At 63.7% G+C, this 18,939-nt stretch carries 19 protein-coding genes; 5 read left to right on the forward strand and 14 right to left on the reverse strand.

Going from position 1 to position 18,939, the window contains the following annotated elements:
* Positions 1–10: 10 nt before the first annotated feature.
* The 8 genes from P8R33_RS01880 to P8R33_RS01915 all read right to left on the reverse strand — a co-directional run bounded on the left by P8R33_RS01880 (position 11) and on the right by P8R33_RS01915 (position 6,769).
* Complete coding sequence (locus tag P8R33_RS01880; protein WP_278327292.1) at positions 11–991, reverse strand: alpha/beta fold hydrolase; 981 nt, start codon at positions 989–991, stop codon at positions 11–13.
* Complete coding sequence (locus tag P8R33_RS01885; RefSeq protein WP_278327293.1) at positions 988–1,998, reverse strand: SO2930 family diheme c-type cytochrome; 1,011 nt, start codon at positions 1,996–1,998, stop codon at positions 988–990. The genes P8R33_RS01880 and P8R33_RS01885 overlap by 4 nt, the downstream gene beginning before the upstream one ends.
* Positions 1,995–3,185 (reverse strand): parallel beta-helix domain-containing protein, encoded by a 1,191-nt coding sequence (locus P8R33_RS01890; protein WP_278327294.1) that lies wholly within the window; start codon positions 3,183–3,185, stop codon positions 1,995–1,997. The genes P8R33_RS01885 and P8R33_RS01890 overlap by 4 nt, the downstream gene beginning before the upstream one ends.
* Positions 3,186–3,234: 49 nt before the next feature.
* Positions 3,235–3,570, reverse strand: coding sequence for a hypothetical protein (locus P8R33_RS01895; RefSeq protein ID WP_278327296.1), 336 nt, complete (start codon positions 3,568–3,570; stop codon positions 3,235–3,237).
* Between the two features lie 4 nt (positions 3,571–3,574).
* Entirely contained in the window at positions 3,575–5,068 is a 1,494-nt protein-coding gene (locus tag P8R33_RS01900; RefSeq protein WP_278327917.1) for an NAD(P)(+) transhydrogenase (Re/Si-specific) subunit beta, read from the reverse strand.
* Between the two features lie 131 nt (positions 5,069–5,199).
* A complete protein-coding gene (locus P8R33_RS01905) occupies positions 5,200–5,484 on the reverse strand; it encodes an NAD(P) transhydrogenase subunit alpha part 2 (protein ID WP_278327297.1) in 285 nt (94 codons plus the stop codon).
* Positions 5,485–5,508: 24 nt separating this feature from the next.
* On the reverse strand, positions 5,509–6,633 hold the full coding sequence (locus P8R33_RS01910) for a Re/Si-specific NAD(P)(+) transhydrogenase subunit alpha (RefSeq protein WP_278327298.1): 1,125 nt from the start codon (positions 6,631–6,633) through the stop codon (positions 5,509–5,511).
* 10 nt (positions 6,634–6,643) lie between these two features.
* Positions 6,644–6,769, reverse strand: a complete 126-nt coding sequence (locus P8R33_RS01915; RefSeq protein WP_278327299.1) for an aa3-type cytochrome c oxidase subunit IV — start codon at positions 6,767–6,769, stop codon at positions 6,644–6,646.
* Positions 6,770–6,951: 182 nt separating this feature from the next.
* Between P8R33_RS01915 and P8R33_RS01920 the strand changes: the two genes are divergently transcribed.
* The 3 genes from P8R33_RS01920 to P8R33_RS01930 all read left to right on the forward strand — a co-directional run bounded on the left by P8R33_RS01920 (position 6,952) and on the right by P8R33_RS01930 (position 9,550).
* Positions 6,952–8,370 carry a sigma-54-dependent transcriptional regulator gene (locus P8R33_RS01920; protein WP_278327300.1) on the forward strand — a complete coding sequence of 473 codons (1,419 nt, stop codon included), beginning with the start codon at positions 6,952–6,954 and terminating at the stop codon, positions 8,368–8,370.
* A 4-nt stretch (positions 8,371–8,374) separates the two neighbouring features.
* Entirely contained in the window at positions 8,375–8,692 is a 318-nt protein-coding gene (locus tag P8R33_RS01925; RefSeq protein WP_278327301.1) for a hypothetical protein, read from the forward strand.
* A gap of 78 nt (positions 8,693–8,770) precedes the next feature.
* The gene (locus P8R33_RS01930; RefSeq protein ID WP_278327302.1) at positions 8,771–9,550 is read left to right on the forward strand and encodes an SDR family oxidoreductase; all 780 of its coding nucleotides are present in this window, start codon (positions 8,771–8,773) and stop codon (positions 9,548–9,550) included.
* On the opposite strand, the gene folP is transcribed toward P8R33_RS01930, so the two are convergent.
* Complete coding sequence (gene folP / locus P8R33_RS01935) at positions 9,547–10,668, reverse strand: dihydropteroate synthase (protein ID WP_278327303.1); 1,122 nt, start codon at positions 10,666–10,668, stop codon at positions 9,547–9,549. The genes P8R33_RS01930 and folP overlap by 4 nt on opposite strands.
* 317 nt (positions 10,669–10,985) lie before the next feature.
* On the opposite strand from folP, the gene P8R33_RS01940 reads away from it, so the two are divergent.
* Positions 10,986–11,540 carry a hypothetical protein gene (locus P8R33_RS01940; RefSeq protein ID WP_278327304.1) on the forward strand — a complete coding sequence of 185 codons (555 nt, stop codon included), beginning with the start codon at positions 10,986–10,988 and terminating at the stop codon, positions 11,538–11,540.
* Between the two features lie 22 nt (positions 11,541–11,562).
* Entirely contained in the window at positions 11,563–11,883 is a 321-nt protein-coding gene (locus P8R33_RS01945; RefSeq protein WP_278327305.1) for a PRC-barrel domain-containing protein, read from the forward strand.
* Positions 11,884–12,187: 304 nt separating this feature from the next.
* On the opposite strand, the gene P8R33_RS01950 is transcribed toward P8R33_RS01945, so the two are convergent.
* From P8R33_RS01950 to rnhB, 5 genes are all read right to left on the reverse strand, one after another.
* Positions 12,188–15,250 (reverse strand): TonB-dependent receptor domain-containing protein, encoded by a 3,063-nt coding sequence (locus P8R33_RS01950; RefSeq protein ID WP_278327306.1) that lies wholly within the window; start codon positions 15,248–15,250, stop codon positions 12,188–12,190.
* A gap of 150 nt (positions 15,251–15,400) precedes the next feature.
* On the reverse strand, positions 15,401–16,570 hold the full coding sequence (locus P8R33_RS01955; protein ID WP_278327307.1) for a site-specific DNA-methyltransferase: 1,170 nt from the start codon (positions 16,568–16,570) through the stop codon (positions 15,401–15,403).
* Between the two features lie 214 nt (positions 16,571–16,784).
* On the reverse strand, positions 16,785–17,324 hold the full coding sequence (locus P8R33_RS01960) for a DUF421 domain-containing protein (RefSeq protein WP_278327308.1): 540 nt from the start codon (positions 17,322–17,324) through the stop codon (positions 16,785–16,787).
* Positions 17,325–17,368: 44 nt separating this feature from the next.
* Positions 17,369–18,301: an oxidoreductase gene (locus tag P8R33_RS01965; protein WP_278327309.1), complete on the reverse strand. Its 933-nt coding sequence runs from the start codon at positions 18,299–18,301 to the stop codon at positions 17,369–17,371.
* Positions 18,298–18,927, reverse strand: coding sequence for a ribonuclease HII (gene rnhB / locus P8R33_RS01970; protein WP_278327310.1), 630 nt, complete (start codon positions 18,925–18,927; stop codon positions 18,298–18,300). Before rnhB ends, P8R33_RS01965 begins: the two co-directional genes overlap by 4 nt.
* Positions 18,928–18,939: the final 12 nt, after the last annotated feature.

The following is an 18,939-nucleotide window of genomic DNA, read 5'->3' on the forward strand; positions in this document are numbered from 1 at the left end:
AACGGACGTATCAGGTGCCGGTTCCTCGCTCGGCGACCTGTTCCGCGATCCCTTGCGACGACAGCCAGTCGCGCAGGTCTTCAACGGATTCGACGGGTGCCTCTTCCATCGGGATATGGCCGATGCCCGGATAGCTGACGAGCGTAGCATTGGGCAGGTGCTCCATGTACCAATCGGCTGCTACAAACGGCACGAGCGCGTCCTCTTCGCCCCACATCACCAGCGTCGGCACATCGACCGCGCCGACTGCCTCGGCGGTGAACGGCACACGCGCGGTGCCGAACCGCTCGCGAGTTGCCGCGCGATTTCCCGGATAGCGGGCCATTTCCCAATAGCGATCGACAGCCTTGGGCGTGACCACGTCCTGGTTGGAAACGCTCTGTGACAAGCTGCGCTCTATAAGGCTGCGTGGCATGACCTGGCTAAGAGCCGTGCCGACGCCCGGCATTGCAGCGAGCGTGAAGGCGAGATTGCCGCCGCCCTCCCGCTCGATCGGCGCGCCCGAGGCATCTACCAGCACCAGCCCCGCGAGCCGTTCAGGGTGTTCGATCGCATAGCCCATCGCGATGCTCCCACCCATGGAATTGCCTGCCAGCACGAAGCGGTCGAGATCGAGCTCTTCCGCGACCATGTGCAAATCGTCGACAAAGGCATCGCGGGCATAGCCGCCATCGGATGCGGGCCCGGTCAGCCCATGGCCACGCTGGTCGTAACGGATGACCCGAAAGTCCTCGCGTAGGTTCTCGGCCCATGGCTGCCAGGTCATCAGGTCGGCATTGGAGCCGTGGAGCAGTACGATTGCCGGGGCATCGCGCGGGCCTTCGTCGCGCAGATGCACTGTGCGGCCATCGGCCAACTGCAGCCTCTGCGAAGGCTCGCCGCCGTATTTCGCCCACATCTCGTTAGCATCGGTATCGGGAACGCGGAAAATCAGGAAGGCGACCGCTATGATTGCCGCCAAGCCGCCCAGAATACGCAGCGCCCATTTCACGGCGTCATCTCACCGATCCAGCGGCGGACCACCTCCAAACCGTCCTCGTCGACCGTTTCCTTGCCGATTTCCGGCATGGCGACGCCGGGCTCGGGGCTAGCCATGCGATAGGTCAGGATGGACTTGTCAGGCGATCCCGGAACGATGTCGAACAGATGACCACCCGCCCCGCGCCCTGCGGCTACGGGCCGCTTGCCGATGCCGAGCGCATGCGGGTCCTCTTGCTCCCAGCGCAGGTCGAGCCCGCTGTTCGAAGCGGTCGAGCCGGGGCGGTGGCAATGCGCGCAATTGACGTCGAGATAGGCCCGCGCCGCGGCGTTCAGACTTGCGCCTTCGCGTGCCTCCCACAGCGGCAGCTGGTCCGCGCCTTGCGGCATGCGGTCGAGATGTCCGGCTGCGACCATCTGCGCCAACCAATCGCCCGAAAGGTTGCGCGCCTTGGGACCGATGGGGACTACCGCATCGTCCAGCCCATGGCATTCCTTGCACTGGTTTTTGTTCGGCACGCGGTAGCTGATCGCCTCGCCTTTCGGCGTAGTCAGATCGATGCGCGCACCCGCGACCGCCAGCTGCGCATCGGTCTGCTCCTCGTTCCAGAGATAGGGCAGCGCCACCCAGCCATCTGCGCGATGCAGCAACACGCGCGTCTCGATCAGCCGCCGGCTCTCGCCTTCGCCGAACGCGAAAGTCTTTATCAGCGCCGCGCCGACCGGCATATCGATCAGTCCCTCGCCATCGGCGCGAAACTGTGTTCCGGGAGCGCGATAGACGAAGCGCAGCTTGTCCGCCCCGTCCGAATAGAGCGGCGTGTTGAGCCGGTAGGGATAAACGTGCGGCACCGGAACCTGCTCGCCGAGGTCGGCGAAGAAACCATAGTCCGACAGCAGGCGCGGCATACCTTCGCCGGCGATCGCCTCGTCGTTCACATATTGCGGCGGCGTGGCCTGCACGGAAAGCGCGCCCGCAAATGCGAGCGCCGCTGCGGCGAGGACCCCGCTGTGCCTCATCCCGCCAGCCGTGCCTCTAGTGCAGCCGGAGCGCCGATGCCGCTGCGGTCGAACTCGCCGGTCGGCTCCGCCACGCTCAGTGGGCCGGGCTGCGCGCCGCCGAGACCCTTGCCCGCCTCGGTCAGGTTGAGGCTCCACCCCGCCGTGCCCTCCACGGCAGCGACCGAGCCGAGCCCGTCCCACAGCACCGGCGGCAGCTCGCCGCCGAAGGCCGCCAGCAGCATCTCCGCCCCGTCGAGCTGCGGATCGTAACCGCCGCCGTCATATGTGTTCTCGCCGATCGTCACCTCGCGCGGCAGCGGGTTGTATCGCTCGTCTTCGAAAGGCTGCGTATAGGCGATCACCATCACTGGTGCGGTCGGATTGCCGGAGAGAATGTTGTTCTCCACCAGCACCTTGTCGTTGGCCATCACCATGATCCCGGTCCCACGCCGCACGCCCGCGACGATATTGCCGGCGGGCGCGAAATTCGGCGTATCGTTGGCGACGACGAGATTGTTCGCCACGATCACATTGCCTCCGCCCATGACCGGCAGACCGGGAAGGTCGAACACCAGAATTCCGCCCGTATTGCGGGTGGCGACGTTGTGCTCGACCAGCGCGTTGCGGCTGTTCTCGATCTCGATCCCGGCGACATTGGCCTCCGCGATCGAATTGCGCACGGTGATGCCGTTCGACTGGCCCACGTAAATGCCCGCATCGCTGGCGCCAGTGACCTTCACGCCATCGACCAGCACGCCCGTGCTTTCGACCGGGTAGATGCCGTAAGCGCCGTTCTCCTCATGCGGCCCGCGCGTCCAGGTGACGCGGATGCGGTGATAGACGATATTGTCCGCGCCCTTGGACTTGATTCCGTCGCCCTTCGGGTTCTCCAGCGCGAAGTCCCGTACCGTCACATTGTCGCTGGTGATCAAGAATCCCTCGCCCGCGCCCTGCTGGCCGGTGAAGTCGAGCACCGTCCCATCCATGCCCGCACCGCGCACGGTGACATTGTCGACATCGAGGCTGAGCCCGTCGGTCAGCGCATAGCGGCCGGCCTCCAGCACGATCTCGTCACCCGGCAGGGCAAGGATCAGCGCTTCCTGCAACCGCGCCTGCGCGCCCTCCCCCGGCGATACGGTATGCGTTTCGGCGAGCAGCGGCGATGCGCTGGCCAGCAAGGCGGCAGCAAAGGTCAGTCGGATCATGAGTCTCTCCCTTGCAACCCATTGTGCCGCAAGGGTTCGGGAATGCAAGTCAGATGGAGAAAGCGCAGACCGCCGCGGCGCTGCCGGTAACCTCGACGACCTCAGGATCGTCCACCCGGCGCAACCGCTCGAGCAGTTCGGCGATGGAGACCGGCACGTCGGCCTCGCCGTCCTGCGGGCGCAATCGCTCCAGCTTGGCCAGCTGCCGGGGTGAGAGGCGCTCGACCATGCGGGTCGCCATGCAATCGGCCATCGGTTCGGGCACGCCGCGAGTAGTCAGTTCGGTGACGATGCGGTCCTCGGTCCAGCTGTCGAGATTGAGGTAGAACACCAGCGCGCCCACGCCGATCGCCAGCAGGGCCAGGATGATAACGACCTTCCGCATGGGATCAGTCGAGCGCCTTCACGATTTCTTCGACCATCTTCTTGGCGTCGGACAACAGCATCACGGTCTGGTCCATGTAGAACACGTCGTTGTCGACGCCCGCATAGCCCACGCCGCCCATGCTGCGCTTGATGAAGAACACCTGCTTGGCCTTGTCCACGTCGAACACGGGCATGCCGTAGATGGGCGAGGACTTGTCGGTTTTGGCTGCGGGGTTCACCACGTCGTTCGCGCCGATGATGAAGGCAACGTCGGCCTGCGCGAATTCGCTGTTGATGTCCTCCAACTCGAACACGTTCTCGTAAGGCACCTGCGCCTCGGCGAGCAGCACGTTCATATGCCCCGGCATGCGCCCGGCGACGGGGTGGATGGCGTATTTCACCTCTACGCCCTTTTCCTCCAGCATGTCGGCCATTTCGCGCAGAGCGTGCTGGGCCTGCGCCACCGCCATGCCGTAGCCGGGGATGATGATGACCTTTTCCGCCTGTTCGAGCATGAAGGCCGCATCGGCCGCGCTGCCCTGTTTGTAGGGGCGCTGCTCCTTCGCCTCGCCGCCGCCTGCGCCGCTATCGTCCGCGCCGAAGCCGCCCGCGATCACACTGATGAAGCTGCGGTTCATCGCGCGGCACATGATATAGCTGAGGATCGCGCCCGAAGAGCCGACCAGCGCGCCGGTGATGATCATCGCCGTATTGCCCAGCGTAAAGCCCATCGCTGCCGCGGCCCAGCCCGAATAGCTGTTCAGCATCGAGACCACGACCGGCATGTCCGCCCCGCCGATGGGGATGATCAGCAGGAAGCCGATGAGAAAGGCGAGCACCGTCAGCGCGACGATCAGCGGCATGGTGTCGGATGGCCCCGCCATGGCGAAGAGCGCGGTCAGCACGATGATCGCGGCGAGCGTGCCGAGGTTGATGACATGGCGCGCGGGCAGGAGGATGGGCGAACCGCTCATCCGGCCCGAAAGCTTGGCAAAGGCGATGACCGAGCCGGAGAAGGTGATCGCCCCGATGGCAATGCCGAGGCCCATCTCGACCTTCGAAACCGCGCCGATTTCGCCGTCGACGAGCAACCCGAAAGCGCCCGGATTAAGATAGGCCGCCCAGCCCACCAGCACTGCGGCGAGACCGACCAGCGAGTGGAAAGCCGCGACCAGTTCCGGCATCGCGGTCATGGCGATACGGCGGGCGATGGTGATGCCGATGATCGCGCCGATGGCGATTGCGGCGAGAATTTCCAGTGTCGTCGCGCCGTCTATGACGACGTTCATCGCATCGGGGCCAGTGGTCTCGGTGCGCATGGGAAAATGCGTCACCAGCGTCGTCACCACCGCGATCAGCATCCCGATCATGCCGAAGCGGTTGCCCGTCCGGCTCGTCGCTGGCGAGGACAGGCCGCGCAGCGCGAGGATGAAGAACACGCCCGACACGAGATAGGCGAGCGCCACCCACGGGTTAACCGCCTCGCCGGTCGCGGCATGGGCGGGGGTGGCAAACAAACCGGCAAAAAGAACAAGCGTCACCCCGGACTTGATCCGGGGTCGGTGCTTCACCTTCGAATCTGCTGCCGAAGGAAGCACCACCCCGGCTCGGGGGCCGGGGCGACGAAGGAATGAGGTGAGCGCCCCCATCACTTCTTCTCCTTCTTCTTGTACATCGCCAGCATTCGCGCCGTCACCGCGAACCCGCCGAAGATGTTCACGCTGGCGAGCACGATGCCGAGCAGACCCAGCCACTTCGCCCCCGGCACATCCGCCGCCGCCGCCGCGATCAGCGCGCCGACGATGATCACGCTGGAAACCGCATTGGTCACCGCCATCAGCGGCGTGTGCAGCGCGGGCGTGACCGACCACACGACGTAGTAACCGACGAAACACGCCAGCACGAAGATCGACAGGATCGAAATGAAGTCCATGCGTGGCCCCTCCCCGGGCCCGGATTACGTGGCTTGAAGCCTCTCGTTCACGACCTTGCCGCCCTGCGTCAGCCTCACCGCGTCGCCGATCTCTTCGTCCAGCACTGGCTTGCCTGCCTCCTCGTCCCAAAAGGCGGAGAGGAAATTGTAGAGGTTGCGCGCGAACAGCGCGGAAGCGTCGGCGGCCAGATGGCCCGCCGTGTTCGAATAGCCCACGATCTTCACGCCGTGCTTCTCGACCGCCTCGTCCGGCGAAGAACCCTCGACGTTTCCGCCCTGCGCCACGGCGAGGTCGAAAATTACGCTGCCCGGCTTCATCGTGGCGATCTGCGTGTCCGAGATCAGCCGCGGTGCGGGTTTGCCCGGGATCAGCGCGGTGGTGATGACGATGTCCTGCTTGGAGATATGCGAGCTCACCAACTCGGCCTGCGCCTTCTGGTACTCTTCGCTCATCTCGGTGGCATAGCCGCCTGAGCCTTCGCCCTCGATCCCCTCGACATCCTCGACGAACACGGCCTTCGCGCCGAGCGACTGGATCTGTTCTTTAGTCGCCGAGCGCACGTCGGTCGCGCTTACCTGCGCGCCCAGTCGCTTGGCCGTCGCGATCGCCTGCAGGCCCGCCACGCCCACACCCATCACGAAGACCTTGGCCGCCTGCACAGTACCAGCGGCCGTCATCATCATCGGGAAGGCGCGGCCATATTCGTTGGCCGCCGTGATCACTGCCTTGTAGCCGGCGAGGTTCGACTGGCTGGACAGCACGTCCATGCTCTGCGCGCGGGTGATGCGTGGCATGAACTCCATGCTCAGCGCTTCGTAGCCGGCGGTCGCATAGGCATCGACCAGTTCGCGATTGCGGAACGGGTCGAAGGTCGCGGCGACCCATGCACCCGGTTTGGCACCTTGCAGCAAAGCGACATCGGGCGCCTGCACGCCCATCACGATATCGGCGTCCTTCACGGCATTAGCCGCAGGGACGACCTCTGCTCCGGCCTGCGCATAGTCTGCGTCGGGAATGGCGGCACCGGATCCGGCACCTTCCTCGACCGCGACGGTGGCCCCGAGAGCGATGAATTTCTTCGCCGTTTCGGGGGTCAGCGCCACCCGGTTTTCGCCGGGCGCACGCTCTTTCAACACCGCTATGCGCATCAAGCGCCGCTTACTCGGCGATCATGATGACGACGAGCAGCGCGATCACCGCAATCAGCGGAACCGACCATTTGAGGTTGGCGATGAACGAGGAATAGGTGCTGTTGTGTGCCTTGTGGTCGTTGGCGGATTCCATGGCGGTACCCCTGATCTGGAATATTGATTGGCGGCCGGTCTATCGCGCCCGTGCGACCTGCTCAAGCCCTTCATCGCGCGGCCCACGGGATAACAGGCTTAATCGGGTCTTTACCCAAGCCGGCTATAGCGCGATGATACCGGCCGGACATTGGCCACCAATCAAGGGAGTGCCACAGGCGCATGGCGAGCGAGACAACACGTCTGCTGATGCTGATCGATGACGAACCGGCGCAGAGCCGCCTCGTCACAGCGCTTGCCGCGCGCGAAGGGTGGCGAACGCTGGTCGTGGGATCGAGCGAGGAGGCGCTCGAAGCTCTGGGCGCGGAAGAGGGCGCCGATGTGCGCGCCGTCCTGCTCGACCAGTGGGTCCCCGGCGACGCCGCCTGCGAACTGATCCGCGACATCCGCGCCGCCCGGCCCGACGTGCCGCTGCTGATGCTCACGGCGAGCACCTCGCCCCTGCTGGCGGTCGAAGCGATGCGCGCGGGTGCGACCGATTATCTCATCAAACCGGTCGGGCCCGATCGCCTGATGGCCGCCCTGCGCAGCGCGACCCGCGACGAAGCGCCGCGCGACGAATTGCAGCCGATGACTGAAAAGCTGCCCGCAGAGCTCGATTTCGACGCCATGGTCGGCACCGCCGCCCCGTTCCGTACCGCCCTGGCCAAGGCGGCGACGGCGGCGCGGGGGCACGGCAACGTGCTGGTTGAGGGCGACAGCGGCACCGGCAAGGAAATGCTGATGCGCGCGATGCGTGCCGCATCCACCCGCGCCAAAGCGGTGATGAAGCTGGTCGGCTGCGGCTCCATGCCTGCAACGTCGCTGGAATCGCTCGTCTTCGGCCACGAGAAGGGCGCCTTCGCAGGTGCCTTCGATCGCCAGACCGGCCTGCTGGAGCATTGCGACGGCGGCACGCTGATCCTCGACGATATCGACCGGATGGACTTGCCGCAGCAGGACCGCCTCGCCGATGTCCTCGAAAGCGGCATCGTACGTCCCACCGGCGCAGCGCACGGCTTCAAGATCGACGTCCGCGTCTTCGCCTCGAGCGACGTTCCGCTCGAAGAGCTGGCGGCATCGGGCGCATTCTCGCAGCGACTTTACGACGCGCTCGGCACCACGCGCATTCACCTCCCTGCCCTGCGCGAGCGGATGGGAGACATCCCCGCCCTCACCCGCCACTTCCTCGCCAAGATCGGCCAGCAGCCGGGCTTCACCCACCATTCCATCGCCGACAGCGGACTGACCCTGCTCGAAGCCTACGACTGGCCCGGCAACGTCCGCCAGCTGCAATCCGTGCTCTACCGCGCCTGTGTGCATGAACAGCGCGAGGCCCTGACGGCGCACAGCTTCCCGCAGCTTGCCGAACTGCTTGGCGACAATCCCGACCGCGGCGAGAGCCGGGCGCGCGGGCTCGGCGTGTTGCTCTACGAAGAAGACGGCAACCTCCGCCCCCTCGAAGAGATCGAGGCCGACATCATCCGCCTCGCCATCGGCCACTACCGCGGCCGCATGACCGAAGTCGCCCGCCGCCTCGGCATCGGCCGCTCGACCCTCTACCGCAAGCTCAGCGAGCTCGGCATCGACAACGCGGCGTGACTTCATGGCAAACGATGAACTGATTGTTATGGCCACCACGGGACCCATCTACGGCCGCGATCTGGCGGAAGCAAAATTGCATGGTTACTCCGGTCATGACCTGACTATGGAAACCACGCAATTGCTGATCGAAATGCCAAAAGGTTGCGCGCTCAGCATCTGTAGCGATTTCCTTTACGAGGCTATCGGTCGAGAATGGCGAGAATTCCAGCGAGCAGAAAATGGCGCGCGCTCATCCGATGCGATGGCCGCTGGCAGGAATCTGGATTTCTTGGTTCAAGTCTTGGACCAACTAGAAGCTCTCCGCACAAATTCCGAATAAATATCCCATTGGCAATTTTGCATCTCGCCCGCCGCCTCGGCATCGACAACGCGGCGTGAGCGGCTTAGCCACACAGGCATGGCAAAACTCGACAACATGCTTTGCATCGTCACCGGCGGTGCGCGCGGGATCGGCAAGGCAGTGTGCGAAGCTTTCCTGGCCGAAGGCGCGCGAGTCGTGCTCACCGATATCGACGAAGAGGAAGGTAGGAAAGCGGCCGACGCGCTTGGCTGCACCTTCCACCGGCTCGGCGTGGCGAGCGAGGCGGAGTGGGACGCGCTTGCCGCAGCCTTTCCCGCCATCGACGTCCTCGTCAACAATGCCGGGATCACCGGCTTCGAGGACGGCCCCGCCGCGCACGACCCCGAGAACGCCAGCCTGGCCGAGTGGCACCGCGTCCATGCGGTCAATACCGACGGCTGTTTCCTCGGCTGCCGCTATGCCCTGCGCGCCATGCGAGCGAAGGGCACAGGCTCGATCGTCAACATGTCCTCGCGCTCCGGCCTTGTCGGCATTCCCGGTGCGGCGGCCTATGCGGCCAGCAAGGCGGCGATCCGCAACCACACCAAGTCGGTCGCGCTCTATGCCGCGCAGCAGGGGCTCGCGATCCGCTGCAACTCGATCCATCCTGCCGCGATCCTGACCGACATCTGGGAGCCGATGCTGGGCGACGGGCCGGACCGCGACGCGAAGATGGCCGGGCTGGTCGCCGACACCCCGCTCAAGCGCTTCGGCACGGTCGAGGAGGTCGCCGCGCTCTGCGTCTACCTCGCCAGCGCCGACAGCGCCTACATGACCGGCACCGAACTCACGCTCGACAGCGGGCTGCTGGCGGGCAGTGCCGCTTCGCCCGGCTAGCCCGGCAGGTCCCCGAAGTCCGTCAGCGCCGCATCGCGAAGGCCCCGCCATACGTTGCGCGCCTGAACGGTCTCCGGCACGTCGTGGACGCGGTGGAGTTGCACGCCGGCGTCCATACCTTTCACCGCCAGCGTCACGCTGCCGCCGAGGCGAGCATCGGCCTCCGCCTCGTTGGACATCGCGCCGATCAGCCGCTTGCGGCTCGCGCCGAGCAACAGCGGGTGGCCGAGGGCGTGGTACAGCGGCAGCGCGTTGATCAGCGCAAGGTTCTCGGCGAGCGTCTTGCCGAAACCGATACCGGGATCCAGCAGGATGTTGCGCGCCTCGATGCCTGCCTCCAACGCGGCATCGCGGCGGGCGCGCAACGCGTCGAACACGTCGAACACCACATTGGCGTAGTCGCTGCCCTCATGCAGGTCCTCTCCACTGCCGGGCGCGTGCATCAGCACCACCGGCACCCCGGCGCGCGCGACCACCTCGGCGGCGCGCGGATCGTGGGTCAGACCGCTGACGTCGTTGACCAGCGCCGCGCCTGCCTCGATCGCCGCCTCCATCACCGCCGCCTTACGCGTGTCCACGCTGACCGCGGCACCCATCGCCGAGCAGGCCTCGATCGCCGGGACGACGCGCGCGATCTCGTCGCCTTCCCAGACGGGCTTCGCGCCCGGCCGGGTGCTCTCGCCGCCCACGTCGATGATGCTCGCCCCCGCCTCCACCATCGCCGCGGCATGTTCGCGTGCGGCATCCGGACTGTCATGGGCGCCGCCGTCGCTGAAGCTGTCGGGCGTGACGTTGAGGATGCCCATCACCTGTGGCTGGTCGAGCCGCACGGTGCGCGCGCCAAGCTCCAACGCCGGATGCGCGAGCGTGAGATTGGCCCACTGCGCCTCCGCATCGCCCGCCACGTCGTCGGGCAGCTGCGCCAGAACCTCAGCCATCGTATCGGGCGCGGCGAGCCAGCGGTCGACCACCTCGCCCCCCCGTTCTTTGGCCCGCCGAAGGATCACCGCAAAACGGCTCGCATAGACCATCCCGCCTGCCAGCCGGATGGCATTGCCATGCTCGGCCTGCGGACCGGGGACGAAGCCGATGGGGCGGATGTAGGCGTGTTGGATCATTGTTGGAAAGCCTCAGGGAAACGCCGCGACATGGACCGCATGTTACACAGTCCAGGGCGGAAAAAGTGGTGGAGGTGGTTTGGGACAAGTGCCGGCGTAGTCCGATAGCCAGAATAAAACTCGGTCATATGACGGGGTAATAGCGGGATGGGCCGATGTAGGACAGCTATGGACTTTCATTCTTCGCCGGGAATGTCCCGCAACATAAGAAACACGCTAACATATGTTATTTAAAAGCTTTCTATCGGAAAAAAAGCCGGAACGTTGTGTCTCGCCACCCGCTAGTCGGCCAGCAGTCTGGAAAAGGAGAGACGACTATGGCCGAAATTCCCGTCGAGAAGAAATCAAGCTCAAGCTGGATCTGGTTGCTGCTCCTCCTGCTGCTCGGAGCCCTCCTGCTCTGGTGGTTGCTAAGCGAAAACGATGACGATGCGGATCTGGCAACGGCCGACACCGATATCGTCGCCGCAGATACCGTCGACGGCGTGGGACAAACCACTGCCGATAATGAGGTCAACAATGAAATGACCCTTGCGGCTATCGCAGCCAATCCTGCAAATTTTTACGGGCAGGACGGCTTCACAGGTCGGGTAAACATCGATGGTCCGTTGACCGATCGCGGCTTCTGGGTCGAGCATGAAGGCACGCGGATGTTTGCGCTGGTGATCGATGAGCCCGCCGAACGCCGCATCGATATCAATCCGGGTGCAACGCTCGAACTCAACGGCGGGACCGTGCGTCAGGCATCCTCGATTTCGGCAACCGATATCGAAGGCGATACCCTCGATGAAGACACCCAGCGTGTCATCTCCGACCAGGAAGTCGTGCTCGTCATCGATGAAGACAACATGCGTATCGTCGAGCCTGCTTGACGCTGCCAGGAAGGAACAACTCATGAGCAAGAATTACGAAGACCTGCACGAACTGGACTCGTACCAGCTTGAGAACGAAGACCAGGATTTGCGTGGCAGCACGCTCTATTCGACCGATGGCACGCGCATCGGCACCGTCCGTCGCATGCTTGTCGATCCCGATCGGGACCATGTCGCAGGGCTGGTGCTGGACGACGATCGCTTCGTTCCGGTTTCGGAAATCGAGATCCGCGATGGTGATGCCTATATCGATCCGGTAGAGGCCGTCGGCTTCAACGATACCAGAGCGCGTAAACATAATGTGTCGCGTAGCCACGTGACGGTGCGCCGCCGCACTGCCTGACGGTCAAAAGACTACAGCGAAAGCCGCCGTTCAATCTTGAACGGCGGTTTTTCTGTATCGGTCCTCTCCCGCCATCAGACACAGCTGCCGAGCGGGGTGGATCGGTCTACCTCACTACCACTTCAGGCGTCACAGCGGTGCTAGAAGGTGCGGTACGAAGTCGGGCTTAGGGAGCTCGAGCAGGTCGTCGGCCTGCGACTACCGCGCGAATGCAGATTAGCAAAGCCACGCGGACCTGACCCCGACTACAAAAAAGGCCCCGGCGTAAACCGGGGCCTTTTCCTTAACGTTCAGGACGGATCGATCAGAAACCGAGCTGGTCGCCCGAAATCCGTACGCCGGCGTAGAAGAACCGGCCGAGCGCGCTGACCGGGTAGAAGGTCAGGCCGACATCGGGTTCCTGGTCGAAGATGTTGTTCACCCCGACGTAGAAGCTCATGTCGTCATCCGTCGTCCAGCGCAGCTGCATGTCATGGACGAACTTGGCGTCGATCTTCAGATATTCCGGTGCAACGATATCGGGATCGGCTTCGATGTCCGCACGCGCGAAGCGAAGCGTTTCGTCCCAGTAGTTGATGCCGTAATTCAGGTTGAAGTTGTCGAGCGTCCAGTTGAAGTCGAAGTTGACCTGCCATTCCGGCGCGCCGAGAACACCTGCTTCCTCGACGATATCCGCGCCGGGGGTGCCCTGCGTCTTCAGCTCGATCAGGTGGTTGCCGATCACGCTGAAGTTGAACGTCCCGAGATTGTCGGTCGGCTGACGGTAGCGTACCGAGAAGTCGACGCCCTTGGTGGAGAAAGCCGCGACGTTCTGCGGGCGCAGGGTGAAATCCCGGACCACGCCTGCATCGTTGGGATCGAAGCCGGCGCCGACCGGCGTGCGATCGATGTTGTCGCAGAATTCGTTATCCAACGTTTCGGCATCGACGCAGAGTTCGAGCAGTGTGTTGGCCGTCGGGGTCGAAATCGCATCCTCGATTTCCACGTCGTAATAGTCGACCGACATGACCAGGCCCGGAATGAAGCTGGGCTGGAAGATGGCACCGACGGTGATGGTCTTGGCAGTTTCCTCGCTCAGATCGACATTGCCGGTGCTGAGGCCCGGCAGGCTGGTGCCGGCATCGCCGGTGAAGCCTGCGATCTGGGCCGGAGTCAGGCCGAGATTGGTAAGAAGAGCGGTGCAGTTCGCTTCGCGCGTTGCACTGCCGTTGTCGATATTGTCGAAGGCACAGGGATCGTCGATGAATGCGAACGTCTGGTTGGACGGAGCAAACAGTTCGCCGATGTTCGGCGCGCGAACCGCCTGGGCGTACGTGCCGCGGATCCGGAAATCGGGAACCGGAGCATAGACCAGGCCGCCCTGATAGGTGAAGGTGGTCCCGACGGTTGAATATTCCGAAACACGGGCAGCGCCGTTCGCGGTAAGATCGTAGAAGCCCGGACGATCCTGAACGATCGGCACGCGCACTTCCACGAAGCCTTCATAGACGTCGAAGGACCCCGTTTCCGGGAACAGCGCGTTGCCGAAGGTCAGGCCGGTCGTGTTGACCGGATCCGGAATGCTTTCGCTGATTTCCTTGCGATATTCACCGCCGAGCGCGAATCCGATCGGATCGCCCCACAGCGCGAAGCCGTCACCGAAATCGCCACTGAATGCCGCCGTGGCAACATGCTGCTTGACCGTGCTGGTGTCGACAGCCGTCGTGTTGATGAAGGCCAGCGACGCCGGGTCCTGAGCGTTCGAGAAGATGTTGAACGGTACGCAGCCGCTGTTCGCGCCGGGCGTGAACGACAACTGGTCGAAATCGTCGAAGAAGAATGCGCCGGTAACGTTCTGGTTCGAGCTGGTCGCATCGCCGGTGAGGTTCGAGCGGCAGACGATATTACCGTTGGGCGTGCCGGTCAGGAATTCACCTTCGTCCACTGCATCGATCGCCGCATAGAACCGGTCGTTGAAGCGCGTGTTCGTCTGGCGGACCGTCGCATCCGACTGGCCGTAGACATAGGAAGCGTCGAACCGGATCGTATCGGTGACGTCGGCTTCGATCCCCGCGACGCCGCGATAGGTTTCGCGGCGGTTGGTTTCGCCGCGGCGGCCGAGGTCCAGATTGTCGCGACCCGTGACAAGAACGATGCCGAGCCCGTCGAAAACGTTCACTGCAGGATCGTTGATGTTGTCCGGAATGAAGGGGTTATCGGTGGGCACGCCGATGAAGAAATCGAAGGTCGGCTGGCCGAAGGATTCCGAATCGACCCGAGCATATTTGCCTTCCGCGAAGAAGCGGACGCTGTCGGTCAGCTCGTAGCTGAAAAGCAGATTGCCGATGTACCGATCGATCTTCGGCAGGATTTCCCCGCTGTAGGTCGACACGGGGGTGCCCGAACCACCGCTTTCAAAGAAGCTGCCCAGGAAGGTGCCGGGAATATAGGGGCGGCCATCGCCGAGAAAATCGGGCAGGAAGTCGCCGTCCACGTCGATCGCACCGATCGGGCTGGAGTCCAGATAGTTGACGTCCGATGCCAGGATCAGGTCCGGAACGTTCGGATCGTCACCCGCAGCCTGGTCGTCGAGATTGTCGTAGAACGAGCGGAAGCTGGGTCCGAATTCCCGGCGGTCCGAGAGCAGCAGATTGTCGTCGTGCCCGTATTCGAAGTTTGCGGCAATGTTGCCGCGTCCACCGGCGAAGTTGGTACCGACGGTGGCCGAGACGAAGCCCGTGTAGCCATCGCCTTCCTCGCTGATGCCGCTCTGCGCGCGCACCGTATAGCCTTCGAAATTGCGCTTGGTGACAAAGTTCACCACGCCGGTAACCGCGTCGGCACCGTAGATGGCGGAGGCACCGCCGGTCACGACATCGACGCGCTCGATCAGGTCGATCGGTAGCGAGTTGGTATCGACCGAGGACGAGCCGGGAACTGCCGCGACGTGGCGGCGGCCGTCGATCAGTGTCAGCGTCCGCTGCGTACCGAGGTTGCGCAGGTCGAGGAGGTTGAGGCCTACCCCGCCGATACCGGCATTGGCACCCGAACCATCGTTCGATGTATAGGAACCGGTAAGAGCCGGAGCTTCCGTGAGGAAGTCGGTCAGGTTGGTGACACCGCTGTTCTGGATGGCCGTGTCGTCGATGGCGACGACCGGGTTCGCAAAGTCGTACTCGTTCGTGCGGATACGTGTGCCCGAAACGACAATGGCGTTCTGCTCGACCGCGCCCGCAACATCGTCGCAATCGCCGTCGGCATCTTCGTCGATGCAGGTTTCGTCTTCCGCAGCTTCCTGTGCCTGAACGCTCATCGGTGCGACCAGCGCCAGAACGGCGGCGCTTGCCAGCATCGAGCGCTTGCCCACGGCAATCGACGTAAATTTCATATGTAACCCTCGGTTTTTATAATTCGGAAAGTTCGAATGAGGGCGCTAACAGCCAAAAGGCGTGTGCGAGGCAAGGACGTTGGTCGAAAAACCGCTCTTGTGCGATTTTGTACATGTCAGTGCGACATTTCCGCCACACAGGCGATCCGGTTAGTCCTCCACCGCCAGCAAATACAACTGCCGCGCAGCGTCGATCGGTTTTGCCTCGCCGCCAGTCTCGTAGTGCCAGAAGGTCCAGCCGTTGCAGCTGGGTGCGCCCTGTAGCTCCTTACCGAGGCCGTGGATGCTGCCGGTCTGCTTGCCTCCCTTTCCATCGACAACAGCGAGCGAGCCGTCGGCGCGAACCGTCGCGGTCCAGCGGCGCTTCTTGTCGAAGACCTCGGTGCCCGGCTTCAAATAGCCGTTTTCCACCAGCGCGCCGAAAGCCACCTTGGGGGCGCTGCGGCCGGCCTGCATGGTCGTGAGCGCGCTTTCGTCGAGCGGGAGTTCCTTCTCGATCCGCTTCAGCGCCGCCTCGCGATAGACGCCCTCGCGCTCGCAACCGATCCACTGGCGGCCGAGCCGCTTGGCCACGGCACCGGTGGTACCGGTGCCGAAGAACGGGTCGAGCACGACGTCGCCCTTCTCCGTGGTAGAAAGCAGCACGCGGTAGAGCAGGCTTTCGGGCTTCTGCGTCGGGTGGACCTTGTGCCCGCCCTCCTTCAACCGCTCCGCCCCGTTGCAGATCGGCAGGACCCAGTCGCTGCGCATCTGGAGCTCGTCGTTGAGCGTCTTCATCGCGCGGTAGTTGAAGTGGTACTTCGCCTTCTCGCCCTGCGAACACCACAGTAGCGTTTCATGCGCATTGGTAAATCGGGTGCCGCGGAAATTGGGCATCGGGTTGGATTTGCGCCAGACGATGTCGTTTAGGATCCAGAACCCCAGATCCTGCAGGATCGCGCCGACGCGGTAGATGTTGTGATAGCTGCCGATCACCCACAGCGCGCCGTCGGGCTTGAGGATGCGCTTGGCCTCGATCAGCCAGGCGCGGGTGAAATCGTCGTATGCCTTGAAGGTGTCGAACTTGTCCCAATCGTCGGTCACGGCATCGACGTGGCTGCCGTCGGGCCGGTTGAGATCGCCGCCGAGCTGGAGGTTGTAAGGCGGATCGGCAAAGACGAGATCGATGCTGGCGGTTGGAATGGAGCGCATGGCTTCCACGCAATCGCCGTCGAGGATGCGCCCTACCGGCAGCGCACCCGGCCCCGGCTGCGCCAACGGCAGCTGCACGGCCTTCTCCACGCGCCGCGCGCGCGTTTTCGCGATCTCGATGACCCCCATCTGTCTGTCCCCTTGGCGTTAGTTATCCACAGGGTGAGTCCAAACGAGTCCGCAGTCAAGCGCCAAGGATCGCAAGGCGTGGCGTGGTTCGCGTTAGCATGAGCGTGGCATGCGGAACGGAAACGCGTCCCCACAAGATGTTGCGGTGAGCGGCGCCGGCGGACTCCAGATGATGCAGTGTTGCTTTAAGGACTCGGCGAGCAATAGTCTGTCCCTAACGGAGGCGTTCTGGCCTCTCGACATTGTCGAGCGCGCCTGCCTGGGGAAGGTCGATGTCTTGCTTCGGTATGACCGTCATCTGGCCGTTGGTTTCCAGTATCACCCAGTTCGCGTCCGCCTCAGCCAACCCGTGTTCGCGCAGTGCGCTGCAAATCTCTTCCCGTGAAATCCTGGCGCGCCGCATCGTATCCTGGAGGTACTCACCCTTATGGAACAGAAGTGTAGGGGATGCTTTCACCATGCGCGAAATCGCTCCGACGCGAATGACCAGCCATGTCAGGACGAACTGTAATACCATGATCGTGAGGATCGCCGCGGCTGCTCGCACGGCCGGAACGGATTTCAACAGAATGCCGGACGCTGCCAAACTGCCCACCGTGATGTTGATAATCCAGTCGAAATTGTTGAGCTGGGCGGTCGAGCGCTTGCCGAACACGCGGACAAGGATGACGATGAGAAAATAAAACAGGATCGCCGAAAGCACGGTGTCGGCGATTTCGTTCCAGTCTTTGATCCAGTCGGCAGATTCGGTCATCAAACCTTTTTACAAGCGAAAGGCTCTCAGACAAACACCGTCGGTCAGCCCGTGCTCGTTTCACCCCCAGGCTTCAGTCCGGGATCGACGCCAGTCAGCTCGACCGATTTCGCCCAAAGCCGCGCGGCGAGTAGCGGATCGCGTGCCGTCTTGGTGGCATAGGCCTTTCCGGACGTAGCCCCGCTCATTTCGCGCAGGCCCCACGAGCCGAAATAGTCCCCGCCCTCGGCCTCCGGATCGGTCGCGGCCTGCAATGCGGGCACGGCCCCGTTTTCGGCAGTGTTGAGGAAGAAACCAACGGTTGGACCGAAAACCTTACCAAACACGCCGAGGTGGCGGGTGATTTCGGTCTGGGCGACGCCGGGATGGCAGGCGATGGACGTGACGGACGAGTTCGCGGCACGCAATCGGCGATCGAGCTCGAAGGCGAACAGCAGGTTCGCAAGCTTGCTCTGACCATAGAACTTCGTGCGCGAATAGCCTTGCGAGGCATCGAGATTGTCGAAGTCGATCTTGGCCCCCTTGTGCGCAATCGAGGCCTGGCTGACCACGCGCGCGCCGCCATTCTCTGCCAGCTTGTCGAGCAGCAGGCCGGTGAGCGCAAAATGACCCAGGTGGTTGACGGCGAATTGCTCTTCCGTCCCACCGATGGCAAGACCGAGCGGAGGGATCATGATGCCGGCATTGTTGATCAGTAGGTCGATCTTCGGCTCTTTCTTCGCCAGATTGGCCGCCTCGCGGATGGAGGCCATGTTGGCAAGGTCGAGCGGGAGGAAATCGAGATCGGCCTGTTCCGGTCCGCTGGCGATCTCCTTGATAGCGGCGGTCGCCTTGTCGGCATCGCGGCAGGCGAGAATCACGCGGGCACCCTTGCGCGCAAGGCCGCGGGCGATCTCCAGCCCGATGCCCGTATTGGCGCCGGTGACGATGGCGGTCTTGCCGCTCTGGTCGGGTACGTTGGAATAGGCAAAGCTCACGCGAACATCTCCATCTGCGATACCGGCGCGAAGCTACGGCGGTGCAGCGGCGTCGGTCCGTATGTTCGCAATGCTTCGAGATGCTCGGCCGTTCCGTAGCCCATGTTGCGCTCCCACCCGTAATGCGGGTGCGCCGTGGCCGCGTCGCGCATGATCCGGTCACGATGCTCCTTGGCGATGATAGAGGCAGCGGAGATGCAGGCTTCCTTGCCGTCGCCGCCCACGATCGCGCGTACTTGCGGCCAGCGCCACTCCTCGCGGCGGCCATGCGGGGTCATGTTACCGTCGATCAGCACTTTGGCAGGCTCGAGCTGCAGCGCCTCAACGAGCCGCGCGGTCGCCAACGTCATCGCCAGCATCGTGGCCTGGAAGATGTTGAGCCGGTCGATGTCGTCCGGTTCGATCACCGCGACCCCCCAGGCGCAGCGTTTGCGGATGGCCGGCTCCAATTCCGCGCGGCGCTTCGCCGAGAGCTTCTTGGAATCGTCCAGTCCCTGCGGCGGCTCGCAGCACAGCACGCAGGCAGCGGCCACCACCGGCCCGGCGAGCGGACCGCGCCCGGCCTCGTCCACGCCGACGATCAGCGGCACGGCACCAAGTCCGCCTTCGGGTGTTGCACTGAACATAGACACGGGAGC

Source organism: Qipengyuania flavescens, assembly GCF_029688735.1.
In the GTDB taxonomy this organism is placed as follows: Bacteria; Pseudomonadota; Alphaproteobacteria; order Sphingomonadales; family Sphingomonadaceae; genus Qipengyuania.